The organism is Pseudoalteromonas sp. P1-26 (genome assembly GCF_001401795.1).
GTDB lineage: Bacteria > Pseudomonadota > Gammaproteobacteria > Enterobacterales > Alteromonadaceae > Pseudoalteromonas.
In genome coordinates this window covers 16,732-34,999 of sequence record NZ_LKDX01000028.1, presented here as the reverse complement: position 1 = coordinate 34,999, position 18,268 = coordinate 16,732, and the positions used below count along the sequence as shown (strand labels likewise).

Here is an 18,268-nt window from a genome sequence, read left to right as displayed (position 1 = left end):
TTAGGCTTTTTGTAAAAGGGTTTCTGTTTCTATCGCGATCTCTTTCATTTTTATCGCATAGTTTTCGATTTTCTTTTCTTCGTCTGTTACGGCTGTATATGAAGGTACTTCGATTGGGTAGCCTGCTTCATCCATAGCAATAAAACTAATAACACAATGATTGGTTTCAACTAGGTTTTGGGTTTTAGGGTCGCCGCAGCGTACTTGAATAAAGATTTGCATACTGGTTTTACCTGTGTGTGCGATACTAGCTTTCACTTCGACTATTTGGCCAACCAAAATAGGGCGCTGAAACTTTACACCCGCAACTGAGACAGTTACGCAGTAATGACCACTCCAACCTGCAGCACAGGCGTAACCAGCTTGGTCAATCCACTTCATTACCACACCACCATGAACTTTACCGCCAAAATTGACATCAGTAGGTTCAGCTAAAAAACGAAAGGTTACACTTGAAGACGGCATACTTTACTCACTTTTATAAAACACGACATTTTCAGCATAGCCTAAAAAAGGGGCCGAAGCCCCTGCAATTTAGGATAAATTTTAATTAAATGAGTAACGTGCGTTACATATTAGGATAGTTTGGCCCGCCAGCTCCCTCAGGTGTTACCCAAGTAATGTTTTGACTTGGGTCTTTTATGTCGCAGGTTTTACAGTGCACACAGTTTTGTGAGTTGATCACAAACTCTTTTTCACCTTCAACTTCTTGTACTTCGTAAACTCCCGCAGGGCAGTAGCGTTGTGCTGGCTCATCAAATTGCGGTAAATTCACCTTAATTGGAATCGAGTTATCATTTAGCTTTAAATGGCATGGCTGTGATTCTTCATGATTGGTATTTGATAAAAACACCGATGAAAGTTTATCGAAACTAAGCTTGCCGTCTGCTTTCGGGTAATCGATTTTTTCGGCCTGGTCAGCTGCAACTAATGTGGCATGATCTGGCATGTTGTCTTCAAAGTTAAATGGTAAGTTGCCACCAAATAGGTTTTGATCGAGGGTGTTATAAGCACCACCTAAGAACTTACCAAGTTTATGCATAACAGGGCCAAAGTTACGCGATTGATAAAGCTCTTTGTACGCCCAGCTTTGTTCAAAGGCTGATTTATATTCAGTTAAATCGGCATTTTCTTTACCGTTGCTAAGGGCTGCAACGATCACATCAGCGGCAACCATGCCTGATTTCATGGCTGTGTGGTTACCTTTGATCTTGGCAAAGTTCAATGTGCCCGCATCACAACCTACAAGTAACCCCCCCGGGAAGTGCATTTTCGGTAAAGAGCGCAGGCCACCTTTGGCAATGGCTCTTGCGCCATAGGCTATACGTTCTCCGCCTTCTAAAACATCTTTAAAGACAGGGTGATGTTTCATGCGCTGAAATTCATCAAACGGGCTTAGATGTGGGTTTGAGTAGTTAAGGTCAACAATTAAGCCCACCACAACTTGGTTGTTATCGCTATGATACATAAATGCACCACCACTGGTATCACCGGTTAACGGCCAGCCTGTGCCATGAACTACTGTGCCTTCTTTGTGTTTACTCGGGTCGATTTGCCAAATTTCTTTGAATCCTAAACCGTAATGCTGTGGTGATGCATCTTTATCAAGGGCAAAGTGTTTGATTAGCTCTTTACCTAAATGACCGCGGCAACCTTCTGCAAATACTGTGTATTTAGCTCTAAGCTCCATACCCGGCATATAACCATCTTTTTCGTTGCCGTCTTTATCAAGGCCCATATCGCCAGTGATAATGCCTTTCACTGTTTCGTCTTCAATAATCAAAGAGTGAGCACTAAAGCCAGGGAATATTTCTACCCCTAAGTTTTCCGCTTGCTCTGCTAAAAAGCGACATACATTACCCATAGAGACAATGTAATTGCCTTCGTTATGGAATGTTTTAGGGCTAGCAAAGTGGGGGATGCTGGTGGCTTTTTCACTGTTATTGAACCAGTAAATATCATCTTGCGTTACTTTAGTGGTAACTGGAGCGCCTAATGACTGCCAATCAGGTAATAATTCATCTAGCGCTTTAGTTTCAAAAACCGCACCCGATAAAATGTGTGCGCCCACCTCAGAGCCTTTTTCTACCACACAGATCATTAATTCTTGTTGTTTTTCTTGTGCTTGTTGAGCCAATCTAATCGCAGTTGATAAACCTGCTGGGCCTGCGCCTACGATGACTACATCAAATTCCATGGTTTCGCGTTCGACCATATAAACCTCTTCTCGGTGACGGACCTGCTATAAAGAACCTTATTTCATACTTGCAAATGAAACGTTACAGGCTGTGAATACTTTAAGGTTATTTTAGGTTGACGTTTACGTCAACAGGAAGTAGTCTGAATTCATAAAATAAATAAGTTGACGTTTAGGTCAACTTTGAGAACACACAATTGATGGAGTCACGATGAAAGTCCTCGTTCCAATTAAAAGAGTAATTGACTACAACGTCAAAGCACGCGTTAAAGCCGATAAAACGGATGTTGATCTAGCTAATGTAAAAATGGCGATGAACCCATTTTGTGAAATTGCAATTGAAGAAGCTATTCGTTTAAAAGAAGCAGGAACTGCCACTGAGGTTGTTGCTGTAACTATTGGTAATAAATCATCTCAAGAGCAATTACGTACGGCCTTAGCACTCGGTGCTGATAAAGCCATTCATATTGAAACAGAAGAAAAGCTTGAATCTTTACATGTTGCTAAATTACTTAGCAAGATTGTAGAGCAAGAATCACCTGAGCTGGTTATTTTAGGTAAGCAATCGATTGACTCTGACAACAATCAAACCGGTCAAATGCTTGCTGCTTTAACGGGTCGTGGCCAAGGTACCTTTGCATCTAAAGTCGATGTTCAAGCAGGTACTGTTAATGTAACGCGTGAAGTAGACGGTGGCTTACAAACAGTCGCTCTTAAATTCCCTGCTATCGTAACCACAGACTTACGTTTAAATGAACCGCGCTATGCTTCTTTACCAAACATTATGAAAGCAAAGCGTAAACCTCTAGATGTAATTGCTGCTGACAGCCTAGGTGTAGACCTTGCGCCTCGCGTACAGCTGGTAGAAGTAAACGAGCCAGAAAAACGCAGTGGCGGTATTGTCGTTGAAGATGTTGCGACATTAGTAGAAAAGTTAAAAACAGAAGCGAAGGTGATCTAAATGAAAACATTAGTGATAGCCGAACACGATAAAGGTGTTCTAAAGCCTGAAACCAATAAAACGATTACTGCTGCTGTTAAACTAGGCTTTGATGTAGATTTACTACTTGCCGGCGAAAATTTAGCTGCAATGAGCGAGCAAGCAGCGTCAATTGCAGGTGTTAGCAATGTACTGATTGCCGATGATGCAGCTTATGCTAATCAACTTGCAGAAAACCTAGCTGATCTAGTTTTATCTTTAGCTGATAACTATTCACACATTGTCGCAAGCGCAACAACAACGGGTAAAAACTTTATGCCACGTGTTGCTGCACTTTTAGATGTTGCACAAATCTCTGAAATCATCGACGTTATTGATGCAGATACCTTTAAGCGTCCTATTTATGCAGGTAATGCAATTGCGACAGTTAAATCACTAGATAGCAAAAAGGTTATTACTGTTCGTGCAAGTAGCTTTGATATTGCACAAGAGCAAGCGCCAGTAGCTGTAACTAGTGTTACTGGTAAAGGTTCTGTTGGTCTGAGTGAGTTTGTATCAGAAGAACAAACTGAATCTGAGCGTCCAGAGCTTACTGCAGCACCTGTGGTTATTTCAGGTGGTCGTGGTATGCAAAATGGTGAAAACTTTGCGTTATTAAATGGTATTGCCGACAAACTAGGCGCAGCCATTGGTGCTTCACGTGCTGCTGTTGATGCGGGCTTTGTACCAAACGATATGCAAGTAGGTCAAACCGGTAAAATTGTTGCGCCAGATTTATATATTGCTGTGGGTATCAGTGGTGCGATTCAACATTTAGCAGGTATGAAAGACTCAAAAGTGATTGTTGCCATCAATAAAGACCCTGATGCACCAATTTTCCAAGTCGCTGACTATGGTTTAGTTGCTGATTTATTTGATGTGTTACCAGAGCTTGAAAGCGCTCTGTAATTCATAACGATTCTGGTTGTTAAAAGCTGTTCACCTTTTAGGTGCGCAGCTTTTTTTCGTTTTATACCAATCCGCTTAATTAAGTAGTCTATTTTGAGGCAATAAAACCTTGTTGATAACAAGGCAAAAATTTCGTTATTTAGTTGTTCTAAATGAGAAATTTTTAACGCAGTTAGCGACAGGTTTAATCCCTCAAAATGATTAATTATTATTGCGGGTTGGTATTATATCTTCAGGTCATTGTTTTACCGGAAGGTAACCAAACTCAAGCATTTTCTGTTGAATCTTGTTTGATTTAACAATCACAGCAAGTTTGTCGCCAATCTTTTTTGAGCGGGATGATTGTGTGTTTACAATTAGCACTAGCGGCCTAACAAAGGCATATTCGCCACTTTGAATTGATTCAACGGAAGGGCTTACACCGTCAATCTCAAGCAAAGTTACTCTGTTAATACGTCTGTCATTTTCTAATTTACTAATAGCGCCATATGAATCGTAAGCAATGGCATTTGGAATACGCTGCACTATACCCAATGCTTGATTGAACTGATCGTAAAGTTCTACTTTTTGTTTAGAAAATAAACCTCTATTACCCGCCATTTTTAAGCGTATGAAGTTACTGCCTGGTTCTTGAATATAATCTAAATTTAAATACTCTAAAAAGACATCAAAACTACCGTGACTAGTGCCTTTACTAAAAAGTAGGATCTCGTCATTTTTGGCACTGAGCTCAGGTGTATAAGGTGAAACTTCAGACCACGCCTTTAGTTTTCCTTGGTAGATATCGCTCAGCTTTTTAGTGGTAACTTCAGTAATGTTTAAGTTTTTATTTACAAAAAATGCGATTGCATCTTGGGCTATAATAATTTGCCTTAAAAAAGGCCAACGTTGTTGTTCTTCTTTTGTTAAATAACGAGAGCTGGTGCCGATATCTATAACATTTTCTGCAATGGCTTTAATGCCTTTATCACTGCCCATTGGCCTGATTTGTATGCTATTGCCAAACTCTTGGCTTAAGTCGGCTTTCATATCGATTAATAGTTCAGTGACAGTGGTTGAGCCTGCAATAAAAATAGGCTTCGAATTAATATTTTCTTCAATTGCATACGCACTATGTGCAGAGATAAGGGTTGTAGATAGCAAAAGGGCTTTCATAGAGCGAAATAGCATAGTAGACGCAAACTCCTTAATAGTTAGCTTCTTATCAATATAGGCAATATGTCTGGCTTTGCTAATTCTTTATACTGTAATTTTTTAAAACATTTAATGATTTACACACAAAAAAGCCGCTCGAAAGCGGCTTTTAGACAATGTAGCGTTTCTTATTAGTAAGTCGCGCTGCCTTTTGTACGAGGGAAGGCGATAACGTCACGTACGTTACCCATACCTGTTACATATGCAACTAAACGCTCAAAACCTAGACCAAAACCTGAGTGCGGTACAGTGCCGTATTTACGTAGGTCGCGGTACCAGCTGTAATCTTCTTTGTTTAAGCCCATTTCTTCTAGACGCTTATCTAGTACATCTAGACGCTCTTCACGTTGAGAACCACCGATGATTTCACCAATACCTGGTGCAACTACGTCCATTGCAGCGACTGTTTTGCCGTCTTCGTTTTGACGCATGTAGAAGGCTTTAATATCACGCGGGTAGTTTTTAATAACTACTGGCGCATTAAAGTGCTCTTCAGCAAGGTAACGTTCGTGCTCAGACTGTAAATCTACACCCCATTCAACAGGGTATTCGAACTTCTTACCACACGCTTTTAAGATTTCGATAGCATCTGTGTAATCAACTTGTGCGAAATCTTTAGTTACGAACTCTTCTAAACGAGAGATAGCTGTTTTCTCAACACGTTGTGCAAAGAATTCCATATCATCACGACGCTCAGTTAATACTGCATTGAAAACGTATTTAAGCATGTCTTCAGCAAGTTTTGCGATATCTTCTAAATCTGCGAATGCAACTTCAGGTTCAACCATCCAAAACTCTGCTAAGTGACGAGATGTATTTGAGTTTTCAGCACGGAAAGTCGGGCCAAAGGTATAGATTTTTGACATTGCTGAGGCATATGTCTCACCATTTAATTGACCAGATACTGTTAAGAATGCTTCTTTACCGAAGAAATCTTCACTGTAATCGATGTCGCCTTTATCTGTGCGTGGTAAGTTTTGCATATCTAAAGTAGACACACGGAACATTTCACCGGCGCCTTCACAGTCACTTGCAGTGATGATCGGTGTGCTGATCCAGTAGTAACCTTGCTCATGATAAAAACGGTGAATCGCTTGTGCTAAACAGTTACGTACACGGGTTACCGCGCCCATGATGTTAGTACGAGGGCGAAGGTGTGCGTGCTCACGTAAATATTCAATGCTGTGACGTTTCGCAGACATAGGGTAGGTGTCTGGATTCTCAACCCAACCTAATACTTCTACAGAGTTAGCTTGAATTTCGAAAGACTGACCTTGACCTGCAGAAGGCACAAGAACACCTGTTACAGATACAGAACAACCTGCAGTTAAACGTGTTACTTCATCATAATTATTGAGTGAATTAGGTACTACCGCTTGAATAGGATCAAAACACGAACCGTCATGAACGGCTAAAAATGAAATTCCTGCTTTTGAATCGCGGCGTGTACGGATCCAGCCTTTTACTGTTACTTGGCTGTCTACCGCAACCTTGCCTTTTAATAGCTCTGAAATCGCTAAATGGCTCATCTTCACTCCAATGATATAAGTTGCCTAATATAATAATGCTGTGCATTGCACTTGAATCGACTATCTTACCCTCGTAAATCAAATAAAAAAACTATTGAGGCGTACTCTTTAGTAGTTTTTCTTCAATTGAGTAAAATAGCAGCAATATTTTGCGTAAAATTTGCGTTTATTTAAATTCTCGCTGCGCTAATTGGTTATTTTGTGGCATTATTAACAATTCTCAATAGGATAACTGTCCTTTAGTCTTTAATTAAATTGTATAACAGGTGCTATGAAACAAGTTTTTATTCTTCGCGGCTTACCAGGCTCAGGTAAATCATATTACGCACAAAGCCTTGCTGATGAGTTGGTAGCTGGTAATGAAAGTGATTATGTCGTGTGCGCAACAGATGATTATTTTTACAATAGCGAAGGTGTGTATCAATTTGATAAGTACAAGTTATCTGAGTATCACAATCTAAACCTTGCACGCTTTATTAATGCCCTAGCAGAAGAAATCCCGTTAGTAATTGTTGATAACACTAATATTAAAAAGTGGGAATTTATCGCCTACGCACAAGCGGCCACTGCACTGGGTTATCAAGTAAAAGAAGTGATCGTTGGTGAAATTAAAGATAAATCATTGCAGCATCTTTACGCCAAGCGCTGTGAACATAAAGTACCGCTTCGAATGATCAGTAAAATGGCTTATATGTTTGAATGGTAAAGTTTAAAGGAAAAGGAAGCATTAGCTTCCTTTTTTAATACGCCTGTTGTTCAATGGCTGCATAAATAGCATTGCATAACTTAGTTAAGCTTTGTTCGTCGCTTATGTAAGGCGGCATCAAATAAATTAATTTACCAAACGGGCGGATCCACACACCTTGCTCGATAAAAAAGCGTTGAATTTTTGCTACATCTACACTTCGATTAAGCTCAACAACTCCAATTGCACCTAATGTGCGTACATCAACGACTGCATCAAGCGGCTTACATTTAGCAAGCTGGGTTGTTAGCACATCATTTATATGTTCAATTTGCTCTTGCCAAGGTTGCTCTAACAGTAAATCAATACTCGCGCAGGCTGTGGCACAGGCAAGCGGGTTACCCATAAAAGTTGGGCCATGCATTAATACGCCGGCTTCACCCTCACTAATGCCAACAGCGACTTTGCTAGTGGTTAATGTCGCTGATAGGGTCATCATGCCGCCCGTTAATGCTTTGCCAATACATAAAATATCAGGGTCTATGTTGGCGTGTTCAACAGCAAACAAGGTGCCGGTACGACCAAAGCCTGTGGCGATTTCGTCACAAATAAGTAAAACATCATACTTATCACAAAGAATGCGCAGGTGTTTTAAGTAATCAGGGTGGTAAAAATTCATGCCCCCAGCATTTTGTACAATGGGTTCAATGATAAATGCCGCAACATCTTGGTGGTGAGCTGCAAAATAGCTTTCAAGTGTATCAGCTTCAGCAGAGCTAAACTCGCCATTAAATTTAGCACTCGGCGAAGGTACAAAAACATGTTCAGGTAAAAACCCTGAGTACATGCTGTGCATTGAATTAACTGGATCGCAAACGCTCATGGCGGCAAAAGTATCGCCGTGGTAGCCCTTAAGCGGTGTCATTAACTTTTGTTTGCTGGTGTAACCTTGGCTAAGCCAGTACTGTAAGGCCATTTTTATGGCGACTTCAACACTCACAGAACCACTGTCGGCTAAGAACACCTTATCGAGTGACTTAGGTGTGATACTGACTAGCTTTTTACACAACTCAACAGCAGGCTCATGAGTTAAGCCACCAAACATGACATGGCTCATTTTACTAACCTGTGTAGTGATTGCCTCATTTAAAACAGGATGGCAGTAACCATGAATCGCACTCCACCAAGAGGCCATACCATCTATTAGGCTTTCGCCTGTTTCTAAGAAAATACGATTTGCATTGGCATGACTGACTGGGTAAACGGGAAGGGGCTGAGTCATAGAAGTATAAGGGTGCCAAATATGCTCACGATCAAAATCTAAATCTATTGGTTGCTTATTAATCATATGTAAACTTTATATCACTTCGATTCGTTGACAATGTTACGTCAAGTCGTAGACTAAGCCAATCAAACCGTCCCAATAATTTAAAAAAAGAGACTATTATGGAGCACGCAGTTGTCCGTCACGATTGGACTCACCAAGAAGTAAAAGCATTATTCGAAATGCCGTTCAATGATTTGTTATTTAAAGCGGCCAGTGTGCATCGTGAAAACTTCAACCCAAATGAAGTACAAATTTCTACTTTGTTATCGATTAAAACCGGTGCTTGCCCAGAAGATTGCAAATATTGTCCTCAGTCAGGTCATTATAAAACAGACTTAGACCGTGAACGTTTAATGGAAGTAGAAAAAGTGGTTGAGCAAGCACGTGTTGCAAAAGAAAAAGGCGCAACCCGTTTTTGTATGGGTGCTGCGTGGTCTGATCCGAAAGAACGTGACATGCCTTATATTTCAAAAATGGTAAAAGAGGTTAAAGAGCTAGGCCTTGAAACCTGTATGACGCTTGGCATGCTAGATAACGAAAAAGCCCATGCATTAAAAGACGCGGGCCTTGATTACTACAACCATAACCTAGATACATCACCTGAGTATTACCAGCAGATCATTACAACACGTACTTACCAAGACCGTTTAAACACCATCGATAACGTGCGTGATGCCGGCATGAAAGTGTGCTCTGGCGGTATTGTTGGTATGGGCGAGCAGGCAGCTGACCGTTTTGGTTTATTAATGCAATTAGCTAATTTGCCGCAGCAGCCAGAGAGTGTGCCAATTAATATGTTGGTTAAGGTTAAAGGCACGCCACTTGAAGATGTCGAAGACTTAGACCACTTTGAGTTTATTCGTACCATTGCTGTTGCACGTATAATGATGCCGAAAAGTTATGTTCGCTTATCAGCTGGTCGTACGGCGATGAATGAACAAATGCAATCTATGTGTTTCTTTGCTGGTGCTAATTCAATTTTCTACGGTGATAAACTACTGACTACAGAAAACCCTGAAGCAGACGCAGACATGATGCTGATTAAAAAATTAGGCATGAACCCAGAAACACGTGAAGATTATTCTGATGAAGCGGTTGCAGCATCACTTTCATCAAAAGTTGCTGATAAAGCAACATCAGAACTATTTTACGAAGCGTAATATTTAAATGGCTTTTGATTTTATTGCCGAGCATCTTGTTGACCGACAAGCAGATGCATTACTGAGAAAGCGACAACTTGTTGAGCAATCAAGTGGGCGCTTTATTCAGGTTGCAGGTAAACAGTATTTAAATTTTGCCAGTAATGACTACCTTGGCTTTGCTGATGATTTTATTGAAATACATGCGCAGCATCTAGGTAGCCACAGTTCAGCATTAGTGAATGGTTATAATAAACCACAACAACAGCTTGAGCAGCGTTTATGCGAGTTATTAGGCTATGAAAGCGCCATGTTATTTAATAGCGGATTTAGTGCTAATAGCAGCGTATTAAAAGCGTTGTTTCAAGATAAAAGCGTGGCGCAATCATCGGCAATTTTTCAAGATAAGCTTAATCATGCCAGCTTAATTGATGGCGGACTTCATTCTGCCGCTGCCATGGTGCGCTTTAATCATAACGACCTTAAGCACTTAGAGTCTCGGTTACAAAAGTCGAAAGCAAAGCATAAGCTCATAGTGAGCGAAGGGGTGTTTTCGATGGATGGCGATCAAGCCCCCATTGAAGCACTCTGTAAACTCGCTAAACAATACAATGCGTGGCTGATGATTGACGACGCCCATGGCTTTGGCGTATTGGGCGAGCAAGGCTTAGGGAGCTGTGAGGCAATCAAGCCTGATTTACTGATCATCACCTTTGGCAAGGCATTGGCAAGTAGTGGCGCTTGCTTGCTTGCATCAAAGCAAATGATTGATTACATGTTGCAGTTTAATCGTGAATACATATATTCAACGGCGATGTCACCACTGATGGCAAGTTGTACTCTTGAACGACTCGAAAAGTTACTAAAAGCAGATAAGAGACGCTCTCAGCTGACAGAGAATATTACCTACTTTAGAGCGCTAGCTAAAGAGCATAACTTAGCATTAATGGAATCAACAACGGCTATTCAGCCTTTGGTACTGGGCGATGCAGAACATACTCTTGCTGTTGCTAATAATCTTAAAAATAAAGGCGTGTGGTTAACTGCTATTCGACCTCCCACGGTGCCATTTAATACGGCACGACTTAGAGTAACCATAAGTAGCGCGCATCAAGCTGAGGATATAAAACAGCTGGTTTATTCGCTAGTGGAGTGTTTATGAGTGTTCAACTGCAAGCGCCTTTAAGCTTTCAACACAGTAATAAGCTAACAACACAAACTAAGTTCTCTAAAGCGGCTGCAAATTACGCGAGCCATGCTAATGTTCAAAAACAAGCGGCTGCGCACTTATTCAAAATGATGGCCAGTAAACATCAGCAGGGTACTTGCCTTGATTTAGGTGCTGGGCCTTTAGTTAACACGGCTATGCTTAAAACACACTTTGATACTGTATTGGCAATGGACTTAAGTCATTCCATGCTCAGCACAGAACAAAACCCGCATTGTTTAAAAGTGTGTGCTGATATGGACAACCTACCATTACAGCAAAGTTCGCTAGATTGTGTGTTTAGTAATTTTGCAATGCAATGGTCTGCTGATTTAGAGGCACTACTTAAAAATCTTTTTTCCGCATTAAAAGCGGGCGGTAAGGTTTATTTAAGCTGCGTGGTAGATGGATCGCTCAAAGAAATCAAACAGGCTTTTGCTTGTTTAGATGAGCAAAACCATATTAATCAGTTTCATTGTGCTAGTCACATTATTGAGTATGCAAAATTGGCGGGGTTTAAACTCAATTTTGCCGCTGATAGATGTTATATAGATGCCTATAACTCTCCTTTAGATGCGCTGCGGTCGATAAAAGCGATTGGTGCTACCTCATTGCAAACTAAGCAAAAACGCCAAGGGTTATTAACGAGGCAGGCACTTAATAGTGTTTGTAGGGCATACCCTCTGGTTGATGGGCATGCTAGAGTGAGCTATCAAGTTGTCCTTTTAGAACTAGAAAAATAGAATTAACTCAAAAATGAAAGAATTTTTTATCACGGGTACAGACACCGATGCCGGAAAAACCCATGTCACCAGTTTATTATTAAACTTACTAGCGCAACATAAACAGCGTGCGGTGGGTTTTAAACCCATTGCAGCAGGTGCAGAAGAAGCATTTGGACAGCTAGTCAATGATGATGCATTAACCTTAATGGAAAGCTCATCAATTGGGGCTAAATATAACATAGTTAACCCCTTTACCTATGAGCCACCCATTGCACCGCATATTGCAGCTGCCCAAGTAGGTGACAGACTGACATTTGATAAACTTGATGTTGCTTATGCAAATGTAAAAGCACTCAATACCGATTATATTCTTACAGAAGGTGCAGGCGGTTGGTGTTTACCTATCAACGAAACCGATTTACTCAGCGATTGGGTTAAATCACAAAACCTTAATGTTGTGCTAGTAGTAGGCATGAAGCTTGGTTGCCTTAATCACGCACTATTGACAGCTGCTCACTTTAAAGCGCTCGGTGTAAATTGTGTGGGTTGGATTGCAAATCATGTAGACCCAAACATGCGTGAACAAGACGCCAATTTAGAAACTTTAAAATCAGCACTACCTTTCCCGCTTTTAGCGATTAGTCCGTATACAGACGGCACCCCTAAATTAAAAATTTACAAAACCTTACTTGAAATTTTATCTATCAACCCATAATAATTGAGTTGTTACTTTTGACATACTCTGTCACAATTGGTTGCAATTAGTTCCTTGCAACCAATTGCATAAGCCCTAAACTGAGTTGGTAGAGCACCCAGATAATTTTATTAACTAACGATTTTTAACCATGTCGTTAGTTAATACAATTGGTATGTTTATTCTGAGGTTTTTATGAAGCGTGTATTTCTGTTTCTACTTACAAACTTAGCGGTAATGCTAGTGTTAGGTATTGTGTTGTCTATTGTGATGAGCGTACTGGGTATTAGCCATCGCAGTTTAGGCGGCATTTTAGTTGTTTCAACCGTGTTTGGTTTTGGTGGATCGTTTATTTCGTTATTTATGTCGAAATGGATGGCAAAAAAATCAACCGGTGCACATGTTATTGAACAGCCTCGTTCTGAAACAGAACAATGGTTGGTTTCGACGGTAGCTGCGCAAGCGAAAAAAGCAGGTATCGCGATGCCAGAAGTGGCTATTTACGATAGCCCTGAAATGAACGCATTTGCGACCGGCCCAAGTAAGAACAACTCGCTGGTGGCTGTGAGCACCGGTTTATTACACAACATGAATCGAGATCAAGCTGAGGCGGTATTGGCTCATGAGGTATCTCACATTGCAAATGGTGACATGGTAACGCTTACTCTTATTCAAGGTGTAGTGAATACCTTTGTTATCTTTATGGCGAAAGTATTGGCAGGTATTGTTGATAACTTCCTTAATAGTGATGAGGAAGAGGGCGGTAGTAGCTGGACATACTTCTTGTTCGATATGATTTTCCAAATGTTATTTGGTGTTCTAGCAAGTGTGATTGTTGCTTACTACAGCCGTAAACGCGAATTCTCTGCAGATGCGGGTGCAGCAAAACTAGTAGGTGCAGATAAAATGCGTAGCGCCCTTGAGCGTTTAAAACAAAACCACCCATCACAACTAGAAGGTTCAATGATGGCATTTGGTATTGCAAGCGGTAAAGGTGTTGCCGAGTTATTCTCATCGCACCCACCACTTGATGAGCGTATTAACGCATTACGTTAATTTTAAACACGAAAAAGCCAGCATCAAGCTGGCTTTTTTTATTGTTGATTTTTCTCTCGCTCGAGTTGTTGTGGTAATAATACCTCAACAATTTCACGGGCCGGTAAGGTATACCTTACGCCATCAAACATCACAGAAGTATGCTCATCGATACTGGTGATCCCTGTTAAGGTCCAGCCTTCACCGCGTTCTTTACAGTATACTGTGGTGGTAGGTTGAATTACTTTAAATTCTTCACTCATCGAACTTAATCTAATTGCTTGAAATTGCGTTTATAGTAAGACAATAATGCCAGCTCATAAAGCAAAAAGAAGAAATTAACGTGTCTAGCCACGATGACTTAGCCTTTGACTTACGCCCAATTCGTCATAGAGATTGCCAAGCGATATGGGATATTTTAAAAGATCCGCAAGTACAAACGTTTAATGATTACGGCGCTGATATAACTAAAGGTGACGTGTACGACTTTATTCAAGGCGACATAGAACGTTTTTATAATCAACAAGGCATTCGTTTAGTTATTGTTTTACGAAGTAGTGGGCAGGTTATTGGCAGCGTAGGCATATTTAACATAATTGACGGGCAGGGCATGTTGGGATTTGAATTGGCATCGCAATACTTTGGCAAAGGAATAATGCAAAAGGTACTAGATATGCTATTTGATAAACTGACGACCTTTGTACCTGCTCCGCTAAACAGTGTGTTAGCTTTAGTTAACCCAAATAATAGCGCAAGTATTAAACTTTTAACTAAATGTGGCTTTCAACAACATGACACTCACTGGGTAAAATACGTTAGCTAATTACTATAATAGTACAATCTTGTTCTGCTAGGGTTGCTACTATAAAATAGCGCCTCATTTTTAAAAAGGAGCGCTTGCAGCTATGGCAAAAGCCAAACCAATTACCAGTATTGAAAGTTACGGCATTTACAGTCATTGGGATGCAAAAGAAAAAGACCTGCCTCAAATCACCGAATTTACAACAGACGTTCCTGCACAGTTAGATATTGAATTTGGCTTTATAGTTAACATTAAAAAGGCCAAAGGACAAAAAATTAAATTTTGCGTTTACCACCCAGATATTCCGGATGAAGATGGCGAGATCATGCCACCATTTGAGGGCGAACAGTACGTTAAAACAAACGATTGGCAGTTTTATTTAGGTGATACGATATGGGCACCTGTTGATAACAAAGTAGGTATTTGGCGCATGACTATTGAGTTAAATGGCCATATAATTGCCGATAAATCCTTTAACTTATTAAAGGAAGCCGAAGGCACTGCTACTGAATTTTGGAAGCATCGCGGTTATTAATCTTTAAACCTGAGAGGGACTATGTATCAAGGAAGTTGTTTGTGCAGCAAAGTAAAAGTAACTATTGCTGGTGGCATAGACTCAATTATTCATTGTCATTGTTCTTTATGTCGTAAAAACTCAGGCACAGCCTACGCAACCAATGGCTTTATTCAACGAGATGGTTTTAACCTCACAGAAGGTAAGCAGCATTTAAGTGCGTTTGAATTTAAACCCGGCAGAATTCGCTATTTTTGTAGCTGTTGTGGCTCGCCTATTTATAGCGAGAATAAAGATGACCCAAGCCGCTTACGTATTCGCTTAGGTTTATTAGATAGCGATATAAACGAGCGTCCGATTAGCCATAACTTTGTAAGCTCTAAAGCAAATTGGGATACGTTTAACAAAGAAATCCCATGTTATGATGGTTTTGAACCAAGTAGAGGGAAGTAACAGCCATGATAGCGAATACACCAAAACCGCCATATTATGCCGTGATTTTTACGAATATCTTATCTAACGATACCACCGGTTATGAAGAAGTGGCTAATAGAATGGTAGAACTTGCAGAGCAACAACCTGAGTACTTAGGTATGGAGTCTGTTCGTGATGGTTTGGGTATTACGGTGTCGTATTGGCAAAGCTTAGATGCAATAAAAGCTTGGAAACAAAACGTTGAGCACTTAAAAGCCCAACAGCTCGGCAAAGACAAATGGTACAGTGCGTTTACAACGCGTATTGCTAAAGTAGAACGTGATTATTCATTGAAATAGCCATTAACCACAAAAGAACACATCATACTGATTTGAGGTTAATTTCAATCTCAGCATATCCTTAAATTTAAGCTTTTTAATAAGCAGGGTAAGTGTGTAGGATCTAAAAAGGAGCTCATGAAATAATTAGCCACAATCACATTATTTGGAAGCGAAGAGTCAAAAGGGTTTAAACGTTTGATTCCAAAAAACACTCAATACTTGTTTAACTTAAATGTGCTTAATGTAACTAGCATCACACCAATAGCAATGCCCATTACTAAACCACCTGACAAATCTGAACTAACACCAAATACCGTATCCGGTTCTCTGACATTTGTTAGCCAGTGAAAGAGCATGAACGAAACGCTAGATATTGATGAAAGTAGAATTAGCTTTACCTTGTTAGACACAACAACCTCAAATATTGACGTATTTTAGTTTTATGGTTGTTAAGTAATAGCAGACGTTGATTGATATTGCGAACAATCTTGAAAGTGTGCAATTGGATTAGAAAAAAGCCCACAATAGTAGGTTTAGTGTTTATCGTAACTACAAAGTGTAATTAAAACCAATGGCAATACCGTCATCTTCGGTTTGTGACATCTGTGCTTCTTGCTCTGCGTCATTACTCGAGAAGTCGCTAAAATCTTTACGAGCTTCAATATATAAAATGGTGTCTTCTGCCATAAAGTAGTGCGCACCTATCACAGCAAATTGGCGTTTAAACACATCTTCAGGGTCGGCATTAAAGTTTGGCTGGATAACATAGTCACTACCTGCATCAAATACGTTGTAAGCAACAAAAGTACGTATGTCATTATCAAAGCGGTAGCTTAAAATTGACTCTAAACCAACAGCATCTTTTATTAAGCGGCCTAAGTTGTCGGTATCGTGGTTTTCGTTTTTATTTATATTCGCTGATGCATACCAACCCGGTTTATAAAAATCACCATAGGTAATGCCCATACCATAAATTAAATCGTTTACTGATTGATTTCTGCCACCGGCATACACAATATCAAACTGGCCACGGTTAACACCGGCAGTAACTTTTAAATTAGGGCTAACCGAGTAGGTGAGTGCGGCCCCATAAGTCGAGTTAAATTCTACTTTTTGTGCAGCATTGTTTCCTTGGTTCCAAAGTACTTCACAAGAGTTTCTTGAAATATCAACGATGTCGCAGGTATAAAATTCATCAGACTTTAGCTGTGCTTGAAGTGCTAAATGAAAATCACCCCAGGTATTTCGATACTGCAGTACTTTATCGCCGCGGCCTGTACCATTCACAGCACCATCATCTTTATTGTAGGTATAAACACCTGCAGCGTTACCATCCCACACTAAGCTGTAGTTGGTGTTGTAAACAACGTCGTACCATGCGCCCCATTGTTTACCTAATGTCACTTGGCCGTAATCGTCATGTTTAAGGCCAACATAACCTAAGCGGTTATATAAAAACTCATCTTGAATAGATTCAAAGCGATTGCTGTAAACGATATCGCTACTACCAACAGGGTTTACACCCCATTCAAGCAAAGCAAACGCTTGCCAGCCGTTTTTTAATTGGCGCTTAAAATCAAAATTAATGCGTGATGCACCGTTTACTACCTCAGTTTCGCCTTGCGTATTAATCACCCTTGCATCGATAAAGCCACCAATAGTAACGCTATTGGTTTGATCGTTATAGATCTCGATGGCATTGGCTGTAGGTATGGCAAGCATGCCTGCAACAAATAAGGCAGTGTGTGTTCTTTTCATAAAGTACCTTGATTAAATATTGTCCCTAATAGGTATAATTTAGTTAAGGAACGGAGATTATCAAAGCTAAAATAGGGTCAAAAGTGAAAAATTATCATGCAACAAACCGACTTCGTGGAAAAATTATTCACTTTAGGTTCACTATATTGAATTATCAATGAGTTACTAAGCCTAAAAAATAGACACTTTCTGGCTTAGCGTTCTGAGCATAAGTTTAGTGTTTGGGGTTTCGGCGCCTAAGCCATACAACAAGGTCATAAAATAGCAGTCGAGCAATATAGCTGCTTTTACTTTATTAAATTGCGGTTGGTCGGCAAAAACCAATGATTGAATTAGCTCCATGTGTTGTTGCTGGAATGATTGCGAAAATAATCGCTGGCTAAAGAGCACTTTATAAAAGCGGTGATGTAAACAATAAAACTGATAAAAATATTGTGCGTAATGATTAATCTTTAAGCGAGCAGGGCGGTGTATGTCGGTTTCTTTTGCGCGCTCTAACACATCATTGAATTTATCTTCGAGGCAAGCTTCTAAAATAGCCACTTTATCAGCAAAATGATTAAACAAGGTGCCAACCGCTATGTTGCTTGCTGCTGAAATTTGCCGCGTAGAAGTATCGTTAAATCCTTGCTCAGTAAAGAGTCGCCAAGCCGCCTCTAAAATACGTTGGTGAGTATCGCCATGTTTGCTCATTTTTAACCTGCTGTTTTTATATGGTTATTTTAAAAGTGAGCGTGCTCATATAATTAAGTGAGCGCGCTCACTAAAGGTAGTCGTAAGTGTTGATCTTGTAAAATTAGCCTGTGTATTTAATTAAAC

General features: G+C 40.2%; 20 protein-coding genes. 12 read left to right on the top strand and 8 right to left on the bottom strand.

Annotated features, from left to right (window positions below):
• Positions 1–465, bottom strand: a complete 465-nt coding sequence (locus tag AN394_RS13975) for an acyl-CoA thioesterase (protein ID WP_054561436.1) — start codon at positions 463–465, stop codon at positions 1–3.
• 103 nt (positions 466–568) lie between these two features.
• Positions 569–2,215 (bottom strand): electron transfer flavoprotein-ubiquinone oxidoreductase, encoded by a 1,647-nt coding sequence (locus tag AN394_RS13970; RefSeq protein WP_054561437.1) that lies wholly within the window; start codon positions 2,213–2,215, stop codon positions 569–571.
• Between the two features lie 193 nt (positions 2,216–2,408).
• On the opposite strand from AN394_RS13970, the gene AN394_RS13965 reads away from it, so the two are divergent.
• Both AN394_RS13965 and AN394_RS13960 read left to right on the top strand, forming a co-directional pair.
• Positions 2,409–3,158: an electron transfer flavoprotein subunit beta/FixA family protein gene (locus AN394_RS13965; protein WP_055021814.1), complete on the top strand. Its 750-nt coding sequence runs from the start codon at positions 2,409–2,411 to the stop codon at positions 3,156–3,158.
• A complete protein-coding gene (locus tag AN394_RS13960) occupies positions 3,159–4,085 on the top strand; it encodes an electron transfer flavoprotein subunit alpha/FixB family protein (protein WP_055021813.1) in 927 nt (308 codons plus the stop codon). It begins immediately after the preceding gene.
• Positions 4,086–4,322: 237 nt separating this feature from the next.
• On the opposite strand, the gene AN394_RS13955 is transcribed toward AN394_RS13960, so the two are convergent.
• Both AN394_RS13955 and asnS read right to left on the bottom strand, forming a co-directional pair.
• Positions 4,323–5,255, bottom strand: a complete 933-nt coding sequence (locus AN394_RS13955) for a substrate-binding domain-containing protein (RefSeq protein WP_082401560.1) — start codon at positions 5,253–5,255, stop codon at positions 4,323–4,325.
• A gap of 155 nt (positions 5,256–5,410) precedes the next feature.
• Positions 5,411–6,808: an asparagine--tRNA ligase gene (gene asnS, locus AN394_RS13950; RefSeq protein WP_054553906.1), complete on the bottom strand. Its 1,398-nt coding sequence runs from the start codon at positions 6,806–6,808 to the stop codon at positions 5,411–5,413.
• A gap of 271 nt (positions 6,809–7,079) precedes the next feature.
• On the opposite strand from asnS, the gene AN394_RS13945 reads away from it, so the two are divergent.
• Complete coding sequence (locus tag AN394_RS13945; RefSeq protein ID WP_054561441.1) at positions 7,080–7,514, top strand: ATP-binding protein; 435 nt, start codon at positions 7,080–7,082, stop codon at positions 7,512–7,514.
• Positions 7,515–7,548: 34 nt separating this feature from the next.
• Here the strand turns inward: AN394_RS13945 and bioA are convergent, their stop codons facing one another.
• On the bottom strand, positions 7,549–8,841 hold the full coding sequence (gene bioA, locus AN394_RS13940; RefSeq protein WP_055021812.1) for an adenosylmethionine--8-amino-7-oxononanoate transaminase: 1,293 nt from the start codon (positions 8,839–8,841) through the stop codon (positions 7,549–7,551).
• Between the two features lie 98 nt (positions 8,842–8,939).
• On the opposite strand from bioA, the gene bioB reads away from it, so the two are divergent.
• The 5 genes from bioB (at position 8,940) to htpX (ending at position 13,641) form a co-directional block, all read left to right on the top strand.
• Positions 8,940–9,980 (top strand): biotin synthase BioB, encoded by a 1,041-nt coding sequence (gene bioB / locus AN394_RS13935; protein ID WP_054553903.1) that lies wholly within the window; start codon positions 8,940–8,942, stop codon positions 9,978–9,980.
• A gap of 7 nt (positions 9,981–9,987) precedes the next feature.
• Entirely contained in the window at positions 9,988–11,121 is a 1,134-nt protein-coding gene (locus AN394_RS13930; RefSeq protein ID WP_055021811.1) for an 8-amino-7-oxononanoate synthase, read from the top strand.
• Positions 11,118–11,909 carry a methyltransferase domain-containing protein gene (locus tag AN394_RS13925; protein WP_055021810.1) on the top strand — a complete coding sequence of 264 codons (792 nt, stop codon included), beginning with the start codon at positions 11,118–11,120 and terminating at the stop codon, positions 11,907–11,909. Before AN394_RS13930 ends, AN394_RS13925 begins: the two co-directional genes overlap by 4 nt.
• A gap of 13 nt (positions 11,910–11,922) precedes the next feature.
• Complete coding sequence (gene bioD / locus AN394_RS13920; protein ID WP_055021809.1) at positions 11,923–12,606, top strand: dethiobiotin synthase; 684 nt, start codon at positions 11,923–11,925, stop codon at positions 12,604–12,606.
• Positions 12,607–12,780: 174 nt separating this feature from the next.
• Positions 12,781–13,641, top strand: a complete 861-nt coding sequence (gene htpX / locus AN394_RS13915) for a protease HtpX (protein WP_055021808.1) — start codon at positions 12,781–12,783, stop codon at positions 13,639–13,641.
• A gap of 38 nt (positions 13,642–13,679) precedes the next feature.
• Here htpX and AN394_RS13910 read toward each other — a convergent pair whose 3' ends face one another.
• Complete coding sequence (locus AN394_RS13910; protein ID WP_054561447.1) at positions 13,680–13,883, bottom strand: hypothetical protein; 204 nt, start codon at positions 13,881–13,883, stop codon at positions 13,680–13,682.
• An 80-nt stretch (positions 13,884–13,963) separates the two neighbouring features.
• On the opposite strand from AN394_RS13910, the gene AN394_RS13905 reads away from it, so the two are divergent.
• The 4 genes from AN394_RS13905 (at position 13,964) to AN394_RS13890 (ending at position 15,709) form a co-directional block, all read left to right on the top strand.
• Positions 13,964–14,443: a GNAT family N-acetyltransferase gene (locus AN394_RS13905; RefSeq protein WP_055021807.1), complete on the top strand. Its 480-nt coding sequence runs from the start codon at positions 13,964–13,966 to the stop codon at positions 14,441–14,443.
• An 82-nt stretch (positions 14,444–14,525) separates the two neighbouring features.
• Positions 14,526–14,957: a DUF3859 domain-containing protein gene (locus AN394_RS13900; protein ID WP_054553896.1), complete on the top strand. Its 432-nt coding sequence runs from the start codon at positions 14,526–14,528 to the stop codon at positions 14,955–14,957.
• A 21-nt stretch (positions 14,958–14,978) separates the two neighbouring features.
• Positions 14,979–15,389 carry a GFA family protein gene (locus AN394_RS13895; RefSeq protein WP_054561449.1) on the top strand — a complete coding sequence of 137 codons (411 nt, stop codon included), beginning with the start codon at positions 14,979–14,981 and terminating at the stop codon, positions 15,387–15,389.
• A 5-nt stretch (positions 15,390–15,394) separates the two neighbouring features.
• Entirely contained in the window at positions 15,395–15,709 is a 315-nt protein-coding gene (locus AN394_RS13890; RefSeq protein ID WP_055021806.1) for an antibiotic biosynthesis monooxygenase, read from the top strand.
• Positions 15,710–16,240: 531 nt separating this feature from the next.
• Here AN394_RS13890 and AN394_RS13885 read toward each other — a convergent pair.
• Together AN394_RS13885 and AN394_RS13880 are read right to left on the bottom strand one after the other, a co-directional pair.
• Entirely contained in the window at positions 16,241–17,449 is a 1,209-nt protein-coding gene (locus AN394_RS13885) for a porin (protein WP_055021805.1), read from the bottom strand.
• Positions 17,450–17,620: 171 nt separating this feature from the next.
• Positions 17,621–18,142, bottom strand: a complete 522-nt coding sequence (locus AN394_RS13880; RefSeq protein WP_055021804.1) for a TetR/AcrR family transcriptional regulator — start codon at positions 18,140–18,142, stop codon at positions 17,621–17,623.
• Positions 18,143–18,268 lie beyond the last annotated feature (126 nt).

Excerpts from the sequence above, each read along its gene's own strand:
- AN394_RS13975 (WP_054561436.1), bottom strand. The coding sequence starts at position 465 with ATGCCGTCTTCAAGTGTAACCTTTCGTTTTTTAGCTGAACCTACTGAT.
- AN394_RS13970 (WP_054561437.1), bottom strand. The coding sequence starts at position 2,215 with ATGGTCGAACGCGAAACCATGGAATTTGATGTAGTCATCGTAGGCGCA.
- AN394_RS13965 (WP_055021814.1), top strand. The coding sequence starts at position 2,409 with ATGAAAGTCCTCGTTCCAATTAAAAGAGTAATTGACTACAACGTCAAA.
- AN394_RS13960 (WP_055021813.1), top strand. The coding sequence starts at position 3,159 with ATGAAAACATTAGTGATAGCCGAACACGATAAAGGTGTTCTAAAGCCT.
- AN394_RS13955 (WP_082401560.1), bottom strand. The coding sequence starts at position 5,255 with ATGCTATTTCGCTCTATGAAAGCCCTTTTGCTATCTACAACCCTTATC.
- asnS (WP_054553906.1), bottom strand. The coding sequence starts at position 6,808 with ATGAGCCATTTAGCGATTTCAGAGCTATTAAAAGGCAAGGTTGCGGTA.
- AN394_RS13945 (WP_054561441.1), top strand. The coding sequence starts at position 7,080 with ATGAAACAAGTTTTTATTCTTCGCGGCTTACCAGGCTCAGGTAAATCA.
- bioA (WP_055021812.1), bottom strand. The coding sequence starts at position 8,841 with ATGATTAATAAGCAACCAATAGATTTAGATTTTGATCGTGAGCATATT.
- bioB (WP_054553903.1), top strand. The coding sequence starts at position 8,940 with ATGGAGCACGCAGTTGTCCGTCACGATTGGACTCACCAAGAAGTAAAA.
- AN394_RS13930 (WP_055021811.1), top strand. The coding sequence starts at position 9,988 with ATGGCTTTTGATTTTATTGCCGAGCATCTTGTTGACCGACAAGCAGAT.
- AN394_RS13925 (WP_055021810.1), top strand. The coding sequence starts at position 11,118 with ATGAGTGTTCAACTGCAAGCGCCTTTAAGCTTTCAACACAGTAATAAG.
- bioD (WP_055021809.1), top strand. The coding sequence starts at position 11,923 with ATGAAAGAATTTTTTATCACGGGTACAGACACCGATGCCGGAAAAACC.
- htpX (WP_055021808.1), top strand. The coding sequence starts at position 12,781 with ATGAAGCGTGTATTTCTGTTTCTACTTACAAACTTAGCGGTAATGCTA.
- AN394_RS13910 (WP_054561447.1), bottom strand. The coding sequence starts at position 13,883 with ATGAGTGAAGAATTTAAAGTAATTCAACCTACCACCACAGTATACTGT.
- AN394_RS13900 (WP_054553896.1), top strand. The coding sequence starts at position 14,526 with ATGGCAAAAGCCAAACCAATTACCAGTATTGAAAGTTACGGCATTTAC.
- AN394_RS13895 (WP_054561449.1), top strand. The coding sequence starts at position 14,979 with ATGTATCAAGGAAGTTGTTTGTGCAGCAAAGTAAAAGTAACTATTGCT.
- AN394_RS13890 (WP_055021806.1), top strand. The coding sequence starts at position 15,395 with ATGATAGCGAATACACCAAAACCGCCATATTATGCCGTGATTTTTACG.
- AN394_RS13885 (WP_055021805.1), bottom strand. The coding sequence starts at position 17,449 with ATGAAAAGAACACACACTGCCTTATTTGTTGCAGGCATGCTTGCCATA.
- AN394_RS13880 (WP_055021804.1), bottom strand. The coding sequence starts at position 18,142 with ATGAGCAAACATGGCGATACTCACCAACGTATTTTAGAGGCGGCTTGG.